The 19,653-nt window shown below is 72.9% G+C and carries 17 protein-coding genes; 10 read left to right on the top strand and 7 right to left on the bottom strand.

Features of this window, described 5'->3' with window-relative positions; translation table 11 throughout:
- Positions 1-4: 4 nt before the first annotated feature.
- Positions 5-784, bottom strand: a complete 780-nt coding sequence (locus CP973_RS25005) for a DeoR/GlpR family DNA-binding transcription regulator (protein WP_150245430.1) — start codon at positions 782-784, stop codon at positions 5-7.
- 301 nt (positions 785-1,085) lie between these two features.
- Between CP973_RS25005 and CP973_RS25000 the strand changes: the two genes are divergently transcribed.
- Genes CP973_RS25000 through CP973_RS24980 form a run of 5 tightly spaced genes read left to right on the top strand, consistent with a single transcriptional unit; the run spans position 1,086 to position 7,209 of the window.
- On the top strand, positions 1,086-2,393 hold the full coding sequence (locus tag CP973_RS25000; RefSeq protein WP_150245427.1) for an MFS transporter: 1,308 nt from the start codon (positions 1,086-1,088) through the stop codon (positions 2,391-2,393).
- Positions 2,394-2,406: 13 nt separating this feature from the next.
- Positions 2,407-3,996 (top strand): FGGY-family carbohydrate kinase, encoded by a 1,590-nt coding sequence (locus CP973_RS24995; RefSeq protein ID WP_150245424.1) that lies wholly within the window; start codon positions 2,407-2,409, stop codon positions 3,994-3,996.
- Positions 3,989-5,491, top strand: a complete 1,503-nt coding sequence (locus tag CP973_RS24990; protein WP_150245422.1) for an FGGY-family carbohydrate kinase — start codon at positions 3,989-3,991, stop codon at positions 5,489-5,491. Before CP973_RS24995 ends, CP973_RS24990 begins: the two co-directional genes overlap by 8 nt.
- Positions 5,488-6,120, top strand: coding sequence for a histidine phosphatase family protein (locus tag CP973_RS24985; protein ID WP_150245419.1), 633 nt, complete (start codon positions 5,488-5,490; stop codon positions 6,118-6,120). The genes CP973_RS24990 and CP973_RS24985 overlap by 4 nt, the downstream gene beginning before the upstream one ends.
- A gap of 39 nt (positions 6,121-6,159) precedes the next feature.
- On the top strand, positions 6,160-7,209 hold the full coding sequence (locus CP973_RS24980; protein WP_150245416.1) for a 2-hydroxyacid dehydrogenase: 1,050 nt from the start codon (positions 6,160-6,162) through the stop codon (positions 7,207-7,209).
- A 60-nt stretch (positions 7,210-7,269) separates the two neighbouring features.
- Here CP973_RS24980 and lysX read toward each other — a convergent pair whose 3' ends face one another.
- Positions 7,270-10,587: a bifunctional lysylphosphatidylglycerol synthetase/lysine--tRNA ligase LysX gene (gene lysX / locus CP973_RS24975; RefSeq protein ID WP_150245413.1), complete on the bottom strand. Its 3,318-nt coding sequence runs from the start codon at positions 10,585-10,587 to the stop codon at positions 7,270-7,272.
- 26 nt (positions 10,588-10,613) lie between these two features.
- The gene (locus CP973_RS24970; RefSeq protein ID WP_150245410.1) at positions 10,614-11,825 is read right to left on the bottom strand and encodes a L,D-transpeptidase; all 1,212 of its coding nucleotides are present in this window, start codon (positions 11,823-11,825) and stop codon (positions 10,614-10,616) included.
- A 276-nt stretch (positions 11,826-12,101) separates the two neighbouring features.
- On the opposite strand from CP973_RS24970, the gene CP973_RS24965 reads away from it, so the two are divergent.
- From CP973_RS24965 to CP973_RS24950, 4 genes are all read left to right on the top strand, one after another.
- Positions 12,102-13,064: an ABC transporter substrate-binding protein gene (locus tag CP973_RS24965; RefSeq protein WP_244409990.1), complete on the top strand. Its 963-nt coding sequence runs from the start codon at positions 12,102-12,104 to the stop codon at positions 13,062-13,064.
- Between the two features lie 29 nt (positions 13,065-13,093).
- The gene (locus tag CP973_RS24960; RefSeq protein WP_150250208.1) at positions 13,094-13,870 is read left to right on the top strand and encodes an ABC transporter permease; all 777 of its coding nucleotides are present in this window, start codon (positions 13,094-13,096) and stop codon (positions 13,868-13,870) included.
- 275 nt (positions 13,871-14,145) lie between these two features.
- Complete coding sequence (locus tag CP973_RS24955) at positions 14,146-14,886, top strand: ABC transporter permease (RefSeq protein WP_425282072.1); 741 nt, start codon at positions 14,146-14,148, stop codon at positions 14,884-14,886.
- A complete protein-coding gene (locus CP973_RS24950; RefSeq protein WP_150245408.1) occupies positions 14,879-15,808 on the top strand; it encodes an ABC transporter ATP-binding protein in 930 nt (309 codons plus the stop codon). Before CP973_RS24955 ends, CP973_RS24950 begins: the two co-directional genes overlap by 8 nt.
- Here CP973_RS24950 and CP973_RS24945 read toward each other — a convergent pair.
- Positions 15,777-16,547, bottom strand: coding sequence for a YwiC-like family protein (locus CP973_RS24945; RefSeq protein WP_150245405.1), 771 nt, complete (start codon positions 16,545-16,547; stop codon positions 15,777-15,779). The two genes, CP973_RS24950 and CP973_RS24945, sit on opposite strands and share 32 nt — an antisense overlap.
- Before the next feature lie 274 nt (positions 16,548-16,821).
- Here CP973_RS24945 and CP973_RS24940 point away from each other — a divergent pair, with 274 nt between their 5' ends.
- On the top strand, positions 16,822-17,016 hold the full coding sequence (locus CP973_RS24940; protein WP_030370182.1) for a hypothetical protein: 195 nt from the start codon (positions 16,822-16,824) through the stop codon (positions 17,014-17,016).
- Positions 17,017-17,080: 64 nt separating this feature from the next.
- Here CP973_RS24940 and CP973_RS24935 read toward each other — a convergent pair whose 3' ends face one another.
- The 3 genes from CP973_RS24935 to CP973_RS24925 all read right to left on the bottom strand — a co-directional run bounded on the left by CP973_RS24935 (position 17,081) and on the right by CP973_RS24925 (position 19,531).
- Entirely contained in the window at positions 17,081-17,356 is a 276-nt protein-coding gene (locus CP973_RS24935) for a hypothetical protein (protein ID WP_150245402.1), read from the bottom strand.
- 108 nt (positions 17,357-17,464) lie between these two features.
- A complete protein-coding gene (locus CP973_RS24930) occupies positions 17,465-18,703 on the bottom strand; it encodes a phosphodiester glycosidase family protein (protein ID WP_167538508.1) in 1,239 nt (412 codons plus the stop codon).
- A 285-nt stretch (positions 18,704-18,988) separates the two neighbouring features.
- Positions 18,989-19,531, bottom strand: coding sequence for a hypothetical protein (locus tag CP973_RS24925; protein ID WP_150245399.1), 543 nt, complete (start codon positions 19,529-19,531; stop codon positions 18,989-18,991).
- Positions 19,532-19,653 lie beyond the last annotated feature (122 nt).

Here is a 19,653-nt window from a genome sequence, read left to right as displayed (position 1 = left end):
CGTCTCAGGGCCGCGGCACCACCATCACCTCGGTGCCGCGCGCCCGTACGGCCCGCACTTCCGACGCCGGCAGCCCGTCGTCCACCACCAGCAGGTCGAAGTCGGTCAGCGGCGCCAGCGCGTACAGCCCGCCCTTGGTGAACTTGGTGTGGTCGGCGACCAGCACCCGCCGCCCGGCGCTCGCCATCATCGCCCGCTTGACCTGCACGGTCTCCGGCGAGGTGTGGTAGCAGCGGCCGTTGGTGACGGCGGTGGTGGACAGGAACAGCACATCGGCGCGGAACTCCCGTACCGCGTCCGCCGTGTGCGGGCCCATGAACGCGTCGTACGCCGGGAAGTAGGCGCCGCCCAGCGTGATCAGTGAGATGCCGGGCTCCTTGGCGAGGGTGGTGACGGCCGGCAGCGAGTTGGTGATGACGGTCAGCGGCGTGTGCTCGGCGAACCGGTGCGCCAGCAGCAGACAGGTGGTGCTGTCGTCGAGCAGGACGGTCTGGCCGGGCACCAGCAGCGTCGCCGCCGCGCGCGCGAGGGCCTGTTTGACCGGCGCCATGACCGCCATCCGGTCGGCCACGCTCCCGTGGAACTGCGCCGACGGCAACCCCGTGGCGCCGCCGCGCACCTTGCGCAGCCAGCCCTGTGCCTGGAGCGCGTCCAGGTCGCGGTGGGCCGTCATCAGGCTGATCCCGAACTCCTCGGCGAGGTCCGCGGTGCGCACGAAACCGCGGGCGATGACCGCCTCGCGCAGGCGCCGCCGCCGCTCCTCCTGGACTTCGAGCCGGTCCATGGTGCCCCTTCCGGTGCCGTACGGGTGCGCGTGGCGGGCGGCGCGCACCGTCAAGCCGTGTGAATTCGCCGCGTTATGTTCGCACGGACTTAACGTGGCGCGCGTGCCGGACGCGGCCCCCACAAGCGGTTCCCGTACGACGCAACATGGCAGGCCACCGGCCCGATGCGAAGATTTCCGGCCACCATTGACCATGGTTTCGGCCGGACTGTTGCATCGGCTGCGTCCGCTCCGCAGCCCTCCTGCCACCGCCTGCCGCCGTGCACGCAGGCCTCCTGCCGCCGTAGAAAGGGGAGATTCGATGAAGAACCCTCTCCCGCGTTCACCGATCACACGGGTGATCACCCGTGTGGGCATCCCGCCGACCCTCGCCCGGGGCTACCTGGGCCTGCTGCTGTTCATGATCGGCGACGGGGTCGAGTCGGGCTACCTCTCGCCGTACCTGATCGACCGGGGCGTCCCCGAGCCCCGGGTGGCGCTGCTGTTCACCGTCTACGGCATCGCGGCCGCCGTGGCCGCCTGGCTCTCCGGTGTGCTGGCCGAGCTGTGGGGCCCGCGGCGCGTGATGTGGGCCGGCCTCGTCATCTGGGGCGCCTTCCAGATCGTCTTCCTCGCCGCGGCCGTCCCGCTGGGCAGCTATCCGCTGATGATGCTGGGCTACGGCCTGCGCGGCCTGGGATACCCGCTGTTCGCGTACGGGTTCCTCGTGTGGATCGCCGGGGTCGCGCCGCGGGCCCGGCTCGGCACCGCCATGGGCTGGTTCTGGTTCGCCTTCACCGGCGGCCTGCCCACCCTCGGCTCGCTGGTCGCCGGCGGCCTCATCCCGCACATCGGCGCGTACGCCACGCTGTGGGCCGCCCTCGTCCTGGTCGCCGCCGGCGGCCTGATCGCCCTACTGCTGGTCCGCGACGAGCACGGCGGCAAGCGGCCCCGCACCGAGGGCGACGGCCCGCTGGCCACCTTGGCCGGCAGCGTCACCATCCTGTGGCGCAACCCCCGGGTCGGCACCGGCGCCCTGGTGCGGACCATCAACACGGCCTCGCAGTTCGGGTTCTTCGTCATCATGCCGGTGCACTTCACCCGCACCGTCGGCTTCACCCTCACCCAGTGGCTGCACCTGCTCAGCGCCATGTTCGCCACCAACATCGTCGCCAACCTGCTGTGCGGCCTGATCGGCGACCGGATCGGCTGGCGCCGCACCATCGCCTGGTTCGGCGGCGCCGGCTGCACGGTCAGCACGCTGCTGCTGTTCTACGTACCGCAGGCGGCGGGCGCGAACTTCCCCCTGGCCCTGGCGGTGGCCGCCTTCTACGGCGCTACGCTGGCAGGGTACGTCCCGATATCGGCCCTGATGCCCTCCCTGGAGCCGCGGCACAAGGGCCAGGCGCTGGCGGCGCTCAACCTGGGCGCGGGCGCCAGCACCTTCGTCGGACCGGCCGTCGTCGCGGCGTTCGCCGGGCCGCTCGGCGTCGAAGGGGTGGTCTGGATCTTCGCGGGGATGTACGCGGTCAGTACCGCGCTCACCGTCTTCCTGAAGCTGCCGGACGAGCCGGGCCCGGCACCGGCGCCCACCGCCGCCACCGCGCCGTCCGCCTCGGCAGCGGCGTGAAAGGACGCACCCGATGTCCGTACTGACCATCGATGTCGGCACCACGATGATCAAGTCCGTGGTCTTCGACGACCGCGGCCGGGAGATCGCCGTCTCCCGGCTGGCCACCGAAGTGCTGCGCCCCCGCCCGGGTTGGGCCGAACAGGACATGGACGCCGTCTGGAACGCCGTCGTCTTCACCGTCCGCAACGCGCTGTCCGAACTCGCCGCCCGGCCCGGCCCCGCCGACCCGGTGTGGCTGGTCTCCTTCACCGCCCAGGGCGACGGCGCCTGGCTGGTGGACGACCGCGGCCGCCCGACCGGCCCCGCCATCCTGTGGTCCGACGGCCGCGCGGGCGACCTCGTCGGCCGGTGGCAGCAGGACGGCGTCCTGGAGACGGCCTTCCGCCGCAACGGCTCGCTGACCTGCGCCGGCATGCCCAACGCGATCTTCGCCTGGCTGGCCCGGCACGACCCGGACCGGCTCGCCCGCTCCCGCTCCGCGCTCACCGCCGCCGGCTGGCTCTTCCTGCGCCTGACCGGGGTCACCGCCATCGACGAGTCCGACGCCTCGGCGCCCTTCCTCGACCACGCCACCGGCGCGTACGACCCGTACCTCCTCGAACTCTTCGGACTGACCGCCCACGAGCGGCTGCTGCCGAAGGTGCTGGGCGAGCACGAGCGGATCGCCGAGATCACCTCCGAGGCGGCCGGCCAGCTCGGGCTGCCCGCCGGGCTGCCGGTCGTGATGGCCCCGTACGACATCGCCGCCACGGCGCGCGGCGTCGGCGTCGTCAACCCCGGCCAGGCGTGCAGCATCCTCGGCACCACGCTGTGCACCGAGATCGTCCGTACGAGCGTGGACACCACCGGCGAGCCGTCCGGCATCAACATCGCCTACCGCGGCCGGGAACGCGTCCTGCGCGCCTTCCCGACCCTCAACGGCGCCGAGGTGCTCGGCTGGGCCGCGCGCACCCTGCACCTGTCCGGGCCGCCGGAACTGGCCCGGCTGGCCTTCGAGTCGGAGCCGGGCGCCCGCGGGCTGATGTTCCTGCCGTACCTCTCCCCGGCGGGCGAGCGGGCGCCGTTCCTCGACGCGCACGCCCGCGGCGGATTCTGGGGCCTGTCCCTGGAACACACCCGCGCCGACATGGCCCGCGCGGTCTTCGACGGCCTGTCGCTGGTGCTGCGCGACTCGCTGGCCGCCTCCCGTACGGAGGTCACCGAGCTGCGGCTGTGCGGCGGCGGCGCCAACAGCGACGCGTGGTGCGCGCTCATCGCCGACGCGACGGGCGTGCCGACCGCCCGCTCCGGCGACACCGAACTGGGCGCCAAGGGCGCCTTCCTCACCGGCCTGGTGCTGTCCGGCGCCGAGTCCAGCATGCACAGCGCAGCCTCCAAGTACGTACGGATGCGCGCTAGTTGGGAGCCCGACCCGGAGCGCACCGCCCAGTACGCCGAGCTGTACGAGGACTTCCTGCACTGGCGCGCCCTCGCCCGCGAGGCGGGCTGGCGCCCCCGGGCCGGCCGCACCGCGGCAGCACCCGACCGGCCCCCGGCCCTGCCGCCCCGGACAGTCGCACCACCAGAAACCCCCGCCCTAGGAGTTCCGCACCGTGTCTGACGCCCTGACCGCCGACGCCGTCTGGCTCGGTCTCGACCTCGGTACGCAGAGCGCCCGCTGCGTCGCCGTGGACGGGACCGGGCAGCTGCTCGCCGCCGCCTCCTGGCCGCTGACCGGCCACCGCGACGGCAGGCGCCACGAGCAGCGGCCCGAGGAGTGGTGGAGCGCGCTGTCGGCCGCCTGCAGCGAAGCCCTCGACGGCATCGATCCGTCCCGCGTACGCGGCCTCGCCCTCGACGCCACCTCCGGCACGATCCTCCTCGCCGACGCCGACGGGACGCCGCTCACGCCCGGCCTGATGTACGACGACGGCCGCGCCGCCGACGAGGCCGCGGCCGTCAACGAGGCCGGGGGAGCGGTGTGGCGGGACCTCGGCTACCGCAGCATGCAGCCTTCCTGGGCGCTGCCGAAACTGCTGTGGCTGCTGCGGCAGGACCCCGAACGGGGCCGGCGGGCCCGGCTGCTGCACCAGCCCGACCTCATCACCTGGCGGCTGACCGGCCGCCAGGTCCCCTCCGACGCCGGCCACGCCCTCAAGACCGGCTACCACCTCGCCGAGGAGCGCTGGCCGTCCGCCGAACTGGCCCGGCTCGGCGTGCCCGAGCGCGTACTGCCGCAGGTCGTACGGCCCGGCACCGTCCTCGGTACGGTCTGCGCCGCCGCGGCCGAAGCCACCGGCATCCCCGAGGGCACCGCCGTCGTCGCCGGGACGACCGACGGCTGCGCCGCCCAGATCGGCGCCGGCGCCCTCGCCCCCGGCGCCTGGAACTCGGTCCTGGGCACCACACTCGTCCTCAAGGGCGTCAGCCCGCACCTGATCCGCGACCCGCACGGCGTCGTCTACTGCCACCGCGGCCCGGACGGCACCTGGCTGCCCGGCGGCGCCTCCAGCTCCGGCGCGGGTGTGCTGGCACGGCACTTCACCCCGGAGAACGGCGACGACCTCGACGCGCTCACCGCCGAGGCCGAGCGCCGCGGACAGGACTGGGACGCGATCACCTACCCCCTGGTGTCGGCGGGGGAGCGCTTCCCCTTCCGCGCCCCCGACGCCGAGCCCTTCACCCTCGGCGACGTCCCCACCCGCGCCCAGGAATTCCACGCCTTCCTGCTCGGCGTCGCCTGCGTCGAACGCCTCTGCTTCGACTACCTCGACCACCTCGGCGCCCCCGTCGACGGACCGCTGACCTTCACCGGCGGCGGCGCCCGCAACGCGTACTGGTCGCAGCTGCGCGCCGACCTGCTCGGCCGCCCCGTCCACCTGCCCGAACAGGCCGAAGGCGCCCTCGGCATGGCCGTCCTCGCCGCCACCTCCGGCGGCGTCACCCTCCAGGAGGCCGCCGCGGCCATGGTCCGCACCGGCGCCCCCGTCACCCCCGACCCGGCCCGCACCGCCCGCCTGCTCCCCGCCTACCTCCGCTTCCTCGACGAACTGACCCGCCGTGGCTGGCTCGACCAGACCGTGGCCGACCACGCCCGCAGGAGGACCGCACAGTGACCGACTTCATCCTCGTACGCCACGGCGAGACCGAGTGGCACGCCGAGAACCGCTACGCCGGGCTCACCGACGTGGCGCTGACCGGCCGCGGCGAGGCACAGGCGGCGGCCCTCGCCGACTGGGCCGTCACCGCCCGCCTGGACGCCGTCTGGTGCTCCCCGCTGTCCCGCGCCCGCCGCACCGCCGGGCCCGCCGCCGCGGCCTGCGGCCTGACCCCGCACGTCGACGCACGCCTCTACGAGGTGGACTTCGGCCGCGGCGAGGGCCTGACCAGGGACGAGATGCGACGCCGCTTCCCCGAGGAGCTGGCGGCGTTCCTCGCCGACCCGGTCGGCCACCACCTGCCCGGCGGCGAGGACCCGCGGGCCGCCGCCGTACGCGCCGCCGACTGCCTCGCCGACATCGAGCGCGACCACCCGGACGGCCGCGTCCTGATCGTCGCCCACTCCACCCTCGTCCGGGTCCTCCTCTGCCACCTGCTGGGCATCCCGCTCGCCGACTACCGGCGCGTCTTCCCCCAGCTCCTCAACGGCGCGCTGACCGAACTGCGCCTCCGCGACGGCCAGGCGGCGCTGCTGCGCCTGAACGTTCCCGCCGTCCCCGCGCCGGTCACCGCACCGCTGCACTGAGCCGCACCGCCCCCGCACACACCCCAGGAGAAACACCCCATGAGCAGCCCCACCGTCCTCGCCGCCGGCAACCACTTCATCCTCCCGAGCCTGCTCACCGAGGCGGTCACCGAGGCCACCGGCGGCGCGGTGACCGCCGGACAGATCCGGGAGCTGCGACTGCCCTGGCCGCACACCCCGCTCGGCAAGGTCGCCGAGGTCGACGAGGCGTCCGGTACGGAGGACCAGCTCATCGAGGCGCTCCGGGGCGTCCGGATCTGCGTCACCGAGCACGCCGCGCTCACCGAGCGCATCCTCGCCCACTGCCCCGAGCTGGAACTGTTCTGCGTCGGGCGCGGCGGCCCGGTCAACGCCAACCTGGACGCCGCCACCCGGCACGGCGTCGCCGTCTGCTACGCCCCCGGCCGCAACGCCACCGCCACCGCCGAACACACCCTGACCCTGCTCCTCGCGGCCGCCCGCGGCGTCGGCGACACCCACACCGACCTGCGGCAGGGCGTCTGGCGCGGCGACTACTACGACTACGACAAGTGCGGCATCGAGATCGAGGGCACCACCGTCGGCCTGATCGGCTACGGGGCGATCGGCAGCCGCGTCGCGAAGGTGCTCGCCGCCATGGGCGCCCACGTCCTCGTCCACGACCCGTACGCCGCCCCCGAGGCGCTGGCCGGCATCGCCGAGCAGGTCGGCCTGGACGAACTGCTCGGCCGCTCGCGCATCGTCTCCCTGCACGCCCGCCTCACCGACGAGACCCGCGGCATGATCGGCCGCGCGCAGCTCGCCGCCATGCCGCGCGGCTCCGTCCTGGTCAACTGCGCCCGCGGCGCGCTCCTGGACTACGAGGCGGTCTGCGACGCGCTGGAATCGGGCCACCTCAGGGGCGCCGGTTTCGACGTCTTCCCCGAGGAGCCCGTCCCGGCCACGTCCCGCCTGCTGACCGCGCCCGGCGTCGTCCTCACCCCGCACATCGCGGGCGGCAGCCGCCAGGTCGCGCACAAGGCCGCCCGTATCGTCGCCGCCGAGGCCGCCCGCTTCCTGCGCGGCGAACCCCTCGCCCACTGCGCCAACCCGGCGGTGCTGGGCAACTGACCTGGATACGCCGGAGGGCCGCCCCCGCCAGGGGACGGCCCTCCTTTCGTGTCGGCGTGCCTACCGGCGCCGCACCAGCGGGAACGGCAGCGTCTCGCGGATCGACAGACCGGTGAGGAACATGACCAGCCGGTCCACGCCGATGCCCAGACCACCGGTCGGCGGCATCGCGTACTCCAGGGCCTGGAGGAAGTCCTCGTCCAGCTCCATGGCCTCCGGGTCGCCGCCCGCCGCCAGCAGCGACTGGGCGGTCAGCCGGCGCCGCTGCTCGACCGGGTCGGTCAGCTCCGAGTAGGCGGTGCCCAGCTCCGTACCGAACGCCACCAGGTCCCAGCGCTCGGCGACCCGCGGGTCCTTGCGGTGCTGGCGGGTCAGCGGCGAGACGTCGGTGGGGAAGTCCTTGTAGAAAGTGGGCAGCGTGGTCTTCTCCTCGACCAGCCGCTCGTACATCTCCAGGACGATGTCACCGCGGCCCATCTCCGGCTTCACCGGCACCCCGGAGCGCCCGCACAGACGGCGCAGCGTGTCCGGGTTCGTGTCCGCGTCGACCTCCTCGCCCAGGGCCTCGGAGATCGCGCCGTAGACCGTCTTGACCGGCCAGATGCCCGAGATGTCGTGCTCGACGAGCTTGCCGTTCGCGTCCGCCTTGCGCGCCGTGGCGCTGCCGAACGCGGCGACCGCCGCCCCCTGGATCAGCTCCCGCGTCAGGTCGAGCATCACGTCGTAGTCGGCGAACGCCTGGTACGCCTCCAGCATCGTGAACTCGGGGTTGTGCTTGTAGGAGATGCCCTCGTTGCGGAACGTGCGTCCCATCTCGAAGACCTTCTCCATACCGCCCACGCACAGCCGCTTCAGATACAGCTCGGGGGCGATGCGCAGGTACAGATCGAGGTCGTAGGCGTTGATGTGGGTCTGGAACGGGCGGGCGTTGGCGCCGCCGTGGATCTGCTGGAGCATCGGCGTCTCGACCTCCAGGTAGCCGCGCTCGATCAGACCCTGGCGCAGCGCCTGCACCGCGGTGCTGCGGGCCCGCAGGTTGTCCCGCGAGTCCGGCGAGACGACCAGGTCCACGTAGCGCTGGCGGACCTTGGCCTCCGGGTCCGACAGACCGCGCCGCTTGTCGGGCAGCGGGCGCAGGCACTTGGCCGTCAGCCGCCAGTGGGTCACGAAGACCGTCAGCTCGCCGCGGTCGCTCGCGCCGACCTCGCCCTCGGCCTCGATGTGGTCGCCCAGGTCGATGTCCGAGCCGAACCGCGCCAGCTCGTCGGCGCCGGTGCCCTCACGGGTCAGCGCCACCTGGAGGTCGCCCGACCAGTCGCGCAGCACGGCGAACAGCACGCCGCCGTGGTCCCGGGTGAGCAGCACCCGGCCGGCGATCCGTACGACCTTGCCCGTACGCGTACCGGACTCCAGGTCCGGGTGCTCGTCGCGGACGTCGCCCAGCGTGTGGGTGCGCTGCACACCGACCGGGTACGGGTCGACGCCCTCGTCGCGCAGCCGCTCCAGCTTGCGGTGCCGCACGCGCACCTGCTCCGGCAGCGCCGCCAGCTCCCGCTGACGCAGCTCCTCCTCGGTCGCCGGGGGCTGCTCGACCAGGCCCAGCTCGTCCAGCGACGGCAGGTGGGCGGTGGTCGCCGGGGTCAGCACCCGCTTCTTGCGGCCCTTGCCCCACAGCTTGCCCAGGCTCGGCACGGCCACGAAGCCCTCGGCGATGCCGGAGGCCAGACCGATCCGGGCCAGGGCGCCGGTGTCCGCGTAGCACAGGAAGCGCGGGTACCACTCGGGGGCGTACTTCGCGTTGGAGCGGTACAGCGCTTCGAGCTGCCACCACTTGGAGAAGAACAGCAGCAGCTTGCGCCAGACCTTCAGGATCGGCCCGGCGCCGATGCGCGCGCCCTCCTCGAAGGCGGACCGGAAGACCGCGAAGTTCAGCGAGATGCGGCGCACGCCGAGCGCGCCGGCGTGCGCGCACAGCTGCGCGACCATGTACTCCATCACGCCGTTCGGGGCGCTGCGGTCCCGGCGCATCACGTCCAGCGAGATGCCGTCCTTGCCCCACGGCACGAACGACAGCAGCGCCATCATGTTGCCGTCGCCGTCGAACGCCTCGGCCAGCAGGCAGTCGCCGTCCTCGGGGTCGCCGAGCCGGTCCAGCGCCATCGAGAAGCCGCGCTCGGTCTCGGTGTCGCGCCACGCGTCGGCCCGGTGGATGACCTCCTGCATCTCCGCGTCGGACAGCTCGGAGTGGCGGCGCACCCGGAAGGTGGCGCCGGTGCGCTCGACACGGTTGACCGCCTGCCGGGTCACCCGCATCTCGCGGCCGTCCAGGTCGAACTCCTTGACGTGCAGGATCGCCTCGTCACCGAGTTGCAGCGCGCTCAGACCGCTGCGCGCGAACGCCTTCGCGCCGTCCTCGCTGGCGCCCATGACGGCCGGCTGCCAGCCGTAGCGCCCGGCGACCTTGAGCCACTCCTCGATGGCCGGGCCCCACGCCTCGCGGTCACCGACCGGGTCACCGCTGGCCAGGCAGACGCCGGCCTCCACACGGTAGGTGACGGCGGCCTTGCCGCTGGGGGAGAAGACCACGGCCTTGTCGCGGCGGGTGGCGAAGTAGCCGAGCGAGTCCCGGCCGCCGTAGCGGGCCAGCAGCGCCCGGATACGGGTCTCCTCGTCACCGTGCAGCGCGGCCTCCATGCGCTGCGACCGGAAGAGCGTCAGGGCCGCGTTCAGCAGCGCCAGCGCGCCGAACAGTCCGAGCAGGAAGATGATCCAGTGCGGCGGGTGCCCGTGGAACTGCCGGCCGCTGAGCGTACCGCCGCAGACCCGGTCGGCCGCCCACAGCAGCCGGTTGGCGGCGCCGTGCTCCAGGCTGCCCGGGAAGAGCGAGACCAGACCCCAGCCGACGAGGATCGACACCGCGAGCCCGGCGACCAGTACGCCCGCGGCGCGCCAGAACGCGCCGCGGCGGGTGACCGCGTAGAACTCGCGGTGCGTGACCAGCAGCAGCACCAGCGCGGCCGTGCACAGCACCAGGGAGAAGTAGTACTCCGGGTAGCCGTCGAGCACGAGCAGCGCGTCGGTCAGCGTCACCAGCACCATGTAGACGACGGCGAACCACAGGGCGACCCGTTTGCGCGCGGTCATGGCCGCGGCCAGCAGGAAGAGGAAGACCGCGTACGCGAGGTTCGGCTCGACGACGATGGTCAGGGTGTCCAGCCAGTAGATGACCGGTTTCAGGCCGCGGCGCAGCGGCCCGATCAGCGCCGTGACGGCGCAGAACAGCCCCAGAAGGCTGAAGAAAATGGCGAAGCCGTTGGGCACGCGGCGACTGAAGCGCGCCCACGCCGTTATTTGGTCCTGGTCCTGCACGGTGCTCATTCCGTCACATTAGGCTCTGTAGGGGGTCAGGTGCTCGATGGGAAAGCGCTCTTCTTCTGCCACTGGGTCCAGTCGACCATCCAGTCCCCGAGACCGTTGTTCTCGGCCGCCCTCCCCCGTACGGAGGAACCGGTGACCTCGAACGGGTCGCCGACGCGGACCCTGGCGTAGAGCCAGTCGGCGTCGGCGTCGGTCAGCCCGATGCAGCCGGAACTGTCGTTGACCCGGCCCACCTTGCCGGCGTTCCACGGCGCGGCGTGCGCATAGGTCCCGGAGTCGGTGAGCTTCATGGAATCGCGGACCGTCTTGTCGTACGCGTCACCCAGCCCCACGGTCTCGGAGTTCATGTTGATCGTGCCCTCCTTCGCCATGAGCGGGAAGACGCCCGTCCAGGTGGAGTGCTGCGCGTCCGGCCGCCCGGCGGAGAAAGGCATGGTCTTCACCTCCTTTCCGTTCTCGGTGAACGTCAGGCGCTTGCTGTCCAGGTCCACCTTGATCACATGGCCGGCGCCGATGGTGAAGTTCAGGTCGTAGTCCTTGGCGAAGTACCGGCCGCCGCCGGAGTCCACGCCGTTCAGGTCGGCGCGCAGCCCCACCTTGGTGCCCGGCTTCCAGTACTCCTTCGGACGCCAGTCCACCCGGTCCTTGCCGGACCAGTCCTTGACCCAGCCCCAGGCGCCGGGCGTGCCGTTGTCGGTGGTCACCTTCAGGTGCTTCTCGACGGCGGCCCGGTCGGTCACCGGGAAGTCGAAGGTGATCGAGACCGGCTGGGCGATCCCCACGACGGCACCCTGCGAGCCGGGGCTGAGCACGACCTTGTTGAGCTTGTCCGCCTTGGCGGTGGTCAGTGACTCCTTGACCTCGTTCGTGCCGCCCCGCGCGTTGCGGGCCTCGGCCGCGACGGAGTACCTGGTGTCCGGCGCGGTCGGCTCGTGGGAGGTCCACACCCGGCCGCCGTCGCCGAGCCCGCCGGGCAGCCGGCGGCCCTTCGGGTCGGTCACGACCACCTTGGTCAGGCTGCCGCCGGCCGCGCTGACCTGGAGTTTGTCGCCCGCCTGCACGGTTTTCGTACCGTTCGCCGCGCCCAGCGTCACCCGCACCGGAGCGCCCTTGGACGCGGACGCCGCCGGGCCCCCGCAGGCGGCGAGCGCACCGACGCCGAGCAGCGGCACCAGTGCCAGCGCGGCCCGCGCGGCGCGCGGCGGCCGACGGCGGTGCGGAGTGGGGGCAGGACTCATGGGGGGAGCTTTCGGAGAGCGGGTCCGGCGATGTCGGCCGCTAAGACGCGAACCATCGCCGATGCGTTGCGCTGCGTGACGTGATCCACGACACGCCCGCGCCACCGGCGCGCGGCGCGTCCGCGCGGTGGCGTGATCCTGTCCGGTGTCTTCGGCGCGCTCCCGTCGGCTCCTCCCGTCCACCGCTCCGTCGGTCGTCCTGTTGTCCCCGTACCCCATGCGTCCTGTTGTTCCCGCACCGTTGACGACGACCCCGCCCGCCCCTACGGTTCCCGCGTGTATCGCTTACGGGCCGCTCTGGCGGCGACAGCAGCACTCCTCCTCACTCTCACGGCGTGCGGGGACGACGGCGCCAAGGCGGGCGGCGACGGGCCCGACAGCATCGAGATCGGCGCGCTCTCCATCGTCGACACCGCCCCCGTCCACCTCGCGGTGTCGCACGGCTTCTTCGCCAGGAACGGCATCTCCGCGAAGATCACTCCCGTCCAGGGCGGCGCGAACAGCGCCCCCGGCGTCGTCAGCGGCCAGTTCGACTTCGGCTTCAGCAACACCACCACCCTGCTCACCGCCCGTGAACAGGGACTGCCGCTGAAGGCCGTGGCCAACGGCGTGTCCTCCACCGGGCAGGCCGGGCCCGGCAAGGACTACAGCGCCATCCTCGTCCCGAAGGACAGCTCCATCCGGTCCGCCAGGGACCTGCCCGGCCACAACATCGCCGTCAACCAGCTCCAGAACATCGGCGACACCACCATCCGGGCCGCGGTGCGCAAGGCCGGCGGCGACCCCGGCAAGCTGCGCTTCACCGAGATCCCGCTGCCCGACATGGCCGCCGCGCTCGCCGCCGGACGGGTGGACGCGATCTGGACCGTCGAGCCGTTCCAGACCCAGACCCTGGACCAGGGCGCCCGGGCCGTGTGCTGGCCCTTCGCCGAGGCCGTCGACAACCTCTCCGTCGCCATGTACTTCACCAGCGAAAAGCTGCTCCGCGAGAACCCGGACCTGGTCAAACGCTTCACGACCGCCATCAACCAGGCACTGTCCCACGCCCGGACGCACCCCGAGGCGGTACGCGAGGAACTCCGCAAATACACCAAGATCCCGCCCTCGGTCATCCACCGCATCGTGCTGCCGAAGTGGCCCACCGAGATCAACCGCGCCTCCGTGCAGACCGTCGCCGACCTGGCCCGTAAGGACGGCATCCTCAAGCGGCCCGCCGACGTCGGCGCCCTGCTGCCGTGACCCGTCGCGAGGCGCGCGCCGGGGCGCCGATGAGCGCGCCGCGCGCCGCCGGGCTCGGGCTCCTGGGCCTGGCGTGCCTCTTCGCCGTCGCCGAGGCGGTGCCCCGGCTCGGCCTGGTCGACCCGCGCCACCTGCCGCCGGCCACCGCCATCGTGCGCCGCCTGGTCACCGAGCTGGGCGACGCGGCGCTGTGGACGGCGCTCGGCGAGACCCTGCGGTCCTGGGCCGTCGGACTCGCCCTCGCCTGCTGCCTGGCCGTCGCCCTCGGCGTGCTCATCGACGCCGTACCGGGGCTGCGCGCGGCCACCGCCTCCACCATCGAGTTCCTGCGCCCCATCCCGTCCGTGGCGCTGATCCCGCTGGCCACCCTGCTCTTCGGCGCCGAGAGCGGCTCCACCCTGCTCCTGGTGGTCTACGCCTCCTTCTGGCAGGTGCTCATCCAGGTGCTGTACGGCGTGGCCGACGTGGACCCGGTCGCCCGGGAGACCGCCCGCAGCTACCGCCTCGGCCGCTGGGCCCACCTGCGCCACCTGGTGTGGCCGACGGCCCTGCCGTACGTGATGACCGGCGTACGGCTGGCCGCCGCGGTGGCGTTCATCCTCGCCGTCACCGCCGAACTGGTCATCGGCAGTCCGGGGCTCGGGCTGCGCATCCAGCTCGCCCAGTCCGGCGGCGCGGTCACCGAGGTGTACGCGCTGATCGTGCTGGCCGGGCTGGTCGGGGTCGCGGTGAACGGGGTGGTCCGCGCGGTGGAGCGCCGGGTGCTGGCCTGGCATCCGTCCGTACGGGGCGAGGTGGCGCGGTGAGTCGGGGGAGCGCGGAGGGGCCTGAGGGCGCGGGAAGTTCGGGGAACGCGGGAAGTTCGCGAAGTTCGGCGAGCGCGGGAAGTTCGGGGAGTTCGGGGAGCGCGGAGAGGCCGGGGAACGCGGCAGGGAAGCGGTCCGCGGGCTCGCTGCGGCGCGCGGGGCTGCTGAGGCGTGCGGGCCCGCTGCGGCGCGAAAGTCTGCCGAGGCGCGCGGATTCGCCGCGGCGTGCGGGGCTGCTGGAACGCGCGGCCCGGCGCCTGCTGCGCGTCCTGGGCCTGCCCGTGCTGCTGATCCTCGGCTGGTGGGGCTACAGCGTGGCCGAGCCCACCTTCTATCTCCCGACGCCCGGCCGGGTCGCCACCGCCTTCACCGAGGTGTGGTTCTCCGCCCGGATCACCGAGGACGTGCTGCCCAGCGTGGGCCGGCTGCTCACCGGCTACACGCTGGCGGGGCTGCTCGGCGTCGGTCTCGGCGTGGCCATCGGCTCCTCGCGCCCCCTGCGGGCCGCCGCCGAACCCGTCCTGGAGTTCTTCCGCGCCGTGCCGCCGCCGGTCCTGGTGCCCCTGATCATGCTGCTCGCGGGCCTGGACACCACGATGAAGGTGCTGGTCATCGTCTCCGGCTGCGTATGGCCCGTCCTGCTGAACACCGTGGAGGGCGTCCGCGCCGTGGACGAGGTGCTGGCCGACACCGGCCGCTGCTTCGGGCTGCGCGGGCCCGCCCGGCTGCGCCACCTGGTGCTGCCGGCGGCGAGCCCGCAGATCATGGCGGGCCTGCGGCAGGCCCTGTCCATCGGCATCATCCTCATGGTCATCGGGGAGATGTTCGCCAGCACCTCGGGCATCGGCCACACCGTCGTCCTCTTCCAGCGCGGCTTCGCCATCCCCGAGATGTGGAGCGGCATCGTCGTCCTCGGACTGCTCGGATTCGGCCTCTCGCTCGCCTTCCGGGCCGCCGAACGCCGCATACTGTTCTGGCACTTGGCGCGCGGCGAGGAGCGGGGGCGGCATGCTTGAGATCACCGGCCTGGGCAAGACGTACGAGGGGCGCGGCGGCGTCGAGGCACTGCGCGAGATCGGCTTCCGGGTCGACGGCGGCGACCTCGTCTGTGTCGTGGGGCCGTCCGGATGCGGCAAGACGACCCTGCTCAAGTGCGTCGCCGGGCTGCTGTCGCCGACGACGGGCGAGGTGCGGGTCGCGGGCCGCCGCGTCACCGGCCCGCCGCCGGGCCTGGCCGTCGTCTTCCAGGAGTACGGACGCAGCCTCTTCCCCTGGTTGACGGTGCGCAAGAACGTCGAACTCCCCCTGCGCGAGAAGAAGGTCCCCGCGCCGCGCCGCCGCGAACTGGTCGAAGGGGCGCTGGCCGCCGTCGGCCTGGCCGACGCGGCGGCGGCCCACCCGTGGCAGCTGTCCGGCGGCATGCAGCAGCGTGTCGCCATCGCCCGTGCCATCGCGTACGAGCCCCAGGTGCTCCTGATGGACGAGCCGTTCGCCGCCGTGGACGCGCAGACCCGCGCCGAGCTGGAGGATCTGCTGCTCACCCTGTGGCGGCGGCTCGGGGTGACGACGCTGCTGGTCACCCACGACATCGACGAGGCGGTCTATCTGGGGCGGCGGGTGATCGTACTGTCCTCGGCGCCCACCGTCGTCCAGGAGGACATCGCCGTCGACCTGCCGGCCGACCGCGACCAGATCACCACCCGCTCCGCCCCGCGCTTCGCCGAGCTGCGCGCCCACGTCTACGCGCAGATCAAGCAGGCGAAGGACCGGACGGCGAAGGACCGGACGGCGGAGGACCGGACGGCGGAGGACCGGACGGCAGAGGACCGGCGGACGGCCGAAGAGACCACCCCGGCCCGGCAGGCGCCTTCCCCCTCGCCTTCCCCCGCGCCCGCGCCACGGGACCTCAGCAGGGAAACAGATCACCGCACACGATGAAGGCCAACAGCAGCACCGAGCACAGCACCTCGATCGCACCGACCACCGCCACCCGCACGTCGCGCCCGGGCAGCACCACGGCCCGCAGCAGGAACACCACGAACGGCACCGCCAGCCACGGGCCCAGGAAGACGGCGGCCACCACCGCGAGCCCGTGGTAGACGGCCGACGCCACCCGGAAGGCCTCGCTCCCGCGCTCGCGGATCATCGTCTTCACGTAGAGCACGGTCCCGGTGAAATACAGCAGACAGGCCGCGGCGGCCGGCCAGGCGCCGGAATCGATCGTGCCGCTGCCCAGCCGGTACGAGACGAGCAGCATTCCGCAGGCGGGCACCACCGCGATGATTCCGTTGACCGTGGCGCGTTCCTCGTTGCGGTACGCGTACACGATATTCACGGCGAAGAACGGTGCCGCGCACAACGCGGCGAGCAACAGCCAGGGATGCGCCACGGCGAGCGGCACGGCGCACAGGACGAATGCCGTACCGAATCCGGCCAGCGGCGCCAGGTGCCGGCGCGGCGCACGGGGATTGCGGGAAAGGCGGCGCAGCCGCACGTATTGCTGGCCGTGGAACGCCGTGCAATAGGCCAGCAGCCACGCGGGCAACAGCAGGGCGTGCCAACCGACGAACCCGCCCAGCAGGGCGCCTGCCAGGAAAGGTACGAGCAGCATGGCCCAGGCGCCGTGCTGGTTCGGTATCCAGCGGCGCAGCACGCGCCGCCCCCGCGATGTGCTCATGCCACGAATATATGGGGTGCGCAAGCCGGGCCGGGCTGCCGAAGGGCCGGGACCAACGGCCCGAAATCCGAGGTCGGCCGCCTCGGAAGACCACGATCGGCCCCCGTCACCGGCCCGTACGGAAAGCGGAATGCGCCCGGAAACGACGGCCGCCGCCCGGTGACCCGCAGTGATCACCTGTATGGCGCACCCGCGAAAACCGGGGAAAAGGGCCCGAATACGCCAAACTGGCGCCCGTTGTCGTCCGTTCGGGCGGCGGGTGAGGAGGTTTGTCGTGGCAATTTCGATCTCGGTCGTCGTGCTGCTCGTCGTGCTGACCGTCGTCTTCCTGCGCAGCGGGCGGCTGAAATTCACACACGCCCTCGTCTGCATGCTGCTCGGTTTCTACCTGGCGGGCAGCAGCCTGGCCCCGGACATCCAGAACGGCCTGTCCGGCGCGGCGGACGTGGTCAGCAGCGTCCGGCCCTGAGCTTGTTCCGCGAGGTCACGTCCGACGAGGGCTCCGGGCCGCCCGACCGGTGCGCGGAACAGGCTCAGAACGGAACGGCCAGCCCGGCCTCGCGCAGTCGAAGCAGCGCCAGGTTCATACATGCGGCAGCCGAGGCCCCGTCGGCCCGCAGCCCCATGGACAACGGGCCACCACCGGCGGCGAAGGTCCACGCCGGCCGACCTTCCCGCAGGCGCTCCGCATCCACCCGGATCATGGCCCCCACACCCTGCTCGCCGAGCCATTCCAGGATGAGCAGGGTCACCTCCTCGACACCGCTGTCGGGGTCGAGCTCGGGCCACCGCCCCTTTGACTTGCTCATGGCCGTGATCCTACTGAGCGCCCCGCCGAGCCTGTACGCGTGTGATCGAAAGCCGGGCCGCCCCCCGAACGCCCCGAGCGCGCCCGCACCCCGTGCCCCGTGCCCCCGTCAGCCTCGCGCGAAGACCCCGATGGCGTTCGGTACCGGCCGTTCCGCGCCGCCCGAGGGGTGGTTGCGTACCGTCGCGCCGGGGCTGCCCGGTTCGCGGGTGACCAGGGTGGAGGAGCCGCCGCCGTCCAGGTTGACCGCGTCCCGGGCGCCCAGCCGGTCCATCAGGTCGGCCAGTTCGCGTACGGTCATACCCGCCCGCCCGGGCGCGCCGTCCAGTGCGAGCAGCAGCAGCCGGCGGCCGTGCGCGCCGACGCCCGCCGAGGTGCGGACGGCCGGGGTGACGGTGTCCAGGCCGGCCAGCGGCTCCGCGTCGCGGACGATGGGGAAGCCGCCGACGGCGAAGCGCAGCGGTACGGGCCGACGGGCGGTCAGCCGGTGGCTGATCCGCACCGGGTCGCCGACGTGCAGCTTGCGCAGCTGCCGGGCGCCCTCCTCCCGGCCGACGAGCGCCGTCGTACCCCGGGCGATGCCGCCTCGGCCCGGGATCTGCGCGACCCCGGCCACCCGGCCGCGCCGGACCGTGACCTCGTACGTCTCCGTACTGCACGGTGCCGCCCGGTCGGTGTCCGTGCCGCAGGTCGCCCGGACGCGCGAGGTGGTCCCCCACTTGTCGGTGAACGCGCCGATGCCGTTCACCGGCAGCGCGTACTGGTTCAGGCCTTTCAGCGGCAGCGCGCCGTCGGCGGTCAGCGCGGAGCCGCGCAGGGACAGCCGGTCCAGCCGGGCGCGGCGGTCGTAACCGACGCCGATGACGTCCCGGGTGTCGGTGCCGGGCGGCAGTGCCGGGCCGAAGCGCTGTCCGTCGGGCACCGCCGCCTTCAGGTGCCGCCCGGCGGCGATGGCCGGGCCCACCGGGGCGCCGGTCGCCTCCACACCGGGGTGCTGGGCCTCGGAGATGTTGAAGAAGTCCGCGTTGACGGCGGCCACCGCGGCCCGCGCGTCGGCCAGCCGGGAGACCGGGGAGCGCGCCCCGACCGCACCGGGGTACAGCAGGTCCACCCTGACCCGGCGGTCGGTCAGATCCACTTCCACGAGGTGGCCGTGCGCGGTGCCCCGCCCCACCGCTACGTCGAAGGCGCGGTACGTCACCCCGGGCGCGACGCCGACTGCCGGCCCCAGGCGCGGGGCGCCGCCGTGCGTGGCGGTGGCACCGGCCGCCACTCCGCTTCCGGCCAGTACGCCCCATGCCGTCAGCGCCGTCAGTACCGCCCGTGCGCGAACGAATCGATTCTTCACGATCCCCCCAGACGTTCCGGTAACGGTCCCATGGGTGCGAGACGCCCACTATGGCCCCCGGGTATCAGAAATCCGTACAACCACCGAACGGTCGCCGTGTCGCCTCCCGTCACCCGGATGCCGCACGTTCGCGCCGGGAACGACGACCGCTCCTCCGGTCCAGGGGCGTGGCCACGGCCCTGGACCGAAGGAGCGGGAAGCTGAACGGGGACGGGGCGCGTCTGGGGGGCCGCACCGGCGCGGCGGGGCCGGACCGTGCGGAACGCGCGGGTGGTGCGGCCCGGGTCAGGCCTGGGCACCCGCCGGGGGGGTGGTCGGGCAGATCACACGGGTGGCGGGGGTGAAGAAGGTGCCCTCCTTGGCGGGCAGGCCGCCGGCGAACTCGGTGTAGATGTACGAGTAGAAGGCGACGTCGGGGTAGCCGCAGGAGGAGTCGGCGCCGATGGTGTAGGTCATGGTGACCTTACGGGTGGCACCGGGGGCGATCGGCACGGAGTACGTGGCGCCCGCGCCCGCCTTGCAGGTCACACCGGGGTCGGCCGTACAGGTCTTCCAGGTGTACTTCAGACCGCTCGTCGAAGAGGTCTCCCACGTGGGCTGGAAGGACTGCCACACGAAGCGCACATCGGCGGTGCCGGTGTTGGTGAACGTCATGGTCAGCGTGACGTCCGAGCCGGGCGTGGCCTGCGTCTTGTCGACGGTGAAGGCCAGCGCCGGGGTGTCGGCTGCGGACGCGGGGGAGGCGGCGCCCAGGCCGAGGACGGAGACGACGAGGGCGAGGAGGGCGGCGAGGCCGGCCCTGCTGAAGATGCTCGTTGTTCTGCGCATGACCAGGGAGCGTAAGGCGTGATCCGCTCTTTGGGGCGGTTCCGGGAGAACCTGTTTTTTCGACCGAAAAGCTCTGGCCATGCCCCAAATGGCGTGGTCGCGGCTGGATTTCCGCGAAGCGG

The sequence above is a fragment of the Streptomyces albofaciens JCM 4342 genome, from assembly GCF_008634025.1.
Lineage (GTDB): Bacteria > Actinomycetota > Actinomycetes > Streptomycetales > Streptomycetaceae > Streptomyces > Streptomyces albofaciens.
This window is presented reverse-complemented; position numbering and strand designations above follow the sequence as displayed.

Bases quoted from the DNA above. Each gene is read 5' to 3' on its own strand.
- CP973_RS25005 (WP_150245430.1), bottom strand. From the start codon at position 784: ATGGACCGGCTCGAAGTCCAGGAGGAGCGGCGGCGGCGCCTGCGCGAG.
- CP973_RS25000 (WP_150245427.1), top strand. From the start codon at position 1,086: ATGAAGAACCCTCTCCCGCGTTCACCGATCACACGGGTGATCACCCGT.
- CP973_RS24995 (WP_150245424.1), top strand. From the start codon at position 2,407: ATGTCCGTACTGACCATCGATGTCGGCACCACGATGATCAAGTCCGTG.
- CP973_RS24980 (WP_150245416.1), top strand. From the start codon at position 6,160: ATGAGCAGCCCCACCGTCCTCGCCGCCGGCAACCACTTCATCCTCCCG.
- lysX (WP_150245413.1), bottom strand. From the start codon at position 10,587: ATGAGCACCGTGCAGGACCAGGACCAAATAACGGCGTGGGCGCGCTTC.
- CP973_RS24970 (WP_150245410.1), bottom strand. From the start codon at position 11,825: ATGAGTCCTGCCCCCACTCCGCACCGCCGTCGGCCGCCGCGCGCCGCG.
- CP973_RS24960 (WP_150250208.1), top strand. From the start codon at position 13,094: ATGAGCGCGCCGCGCGCCGCCGGGCTCGGGCTCCTGGGCCTGGCGTGC.
- CP973_RS24950 (WP_150245408.1), top strand. From the start codon at position 14,879: ATGCTTGAGATCACCGGCCTGGGCAAGACGTACGAGGGGCGCGGCGGC.
- CP973_RS24945 (WP_150245405.1), bottom strand. From the start codon at position 16,547: ATGAGCACATCGCGGGGGCGGCGCGTGCTGCGCCGCTGGATACCGAAC.
- CP973_RS24935 (WP_150245402.1), bottom strand. From the start codon at position 17,356: ATGAGCAAGTCAAAGGGGCGGTGGCCCGAGCTCGACCCCGACAGCGGT.
- CP973_RS24925 (WP_150245399.1), bottom strand. From the start codon at position 19,531: ATGCGCAGAACAACGAGCATCTTCAGCAGGGCCGGCCTCGCCGCCCTC.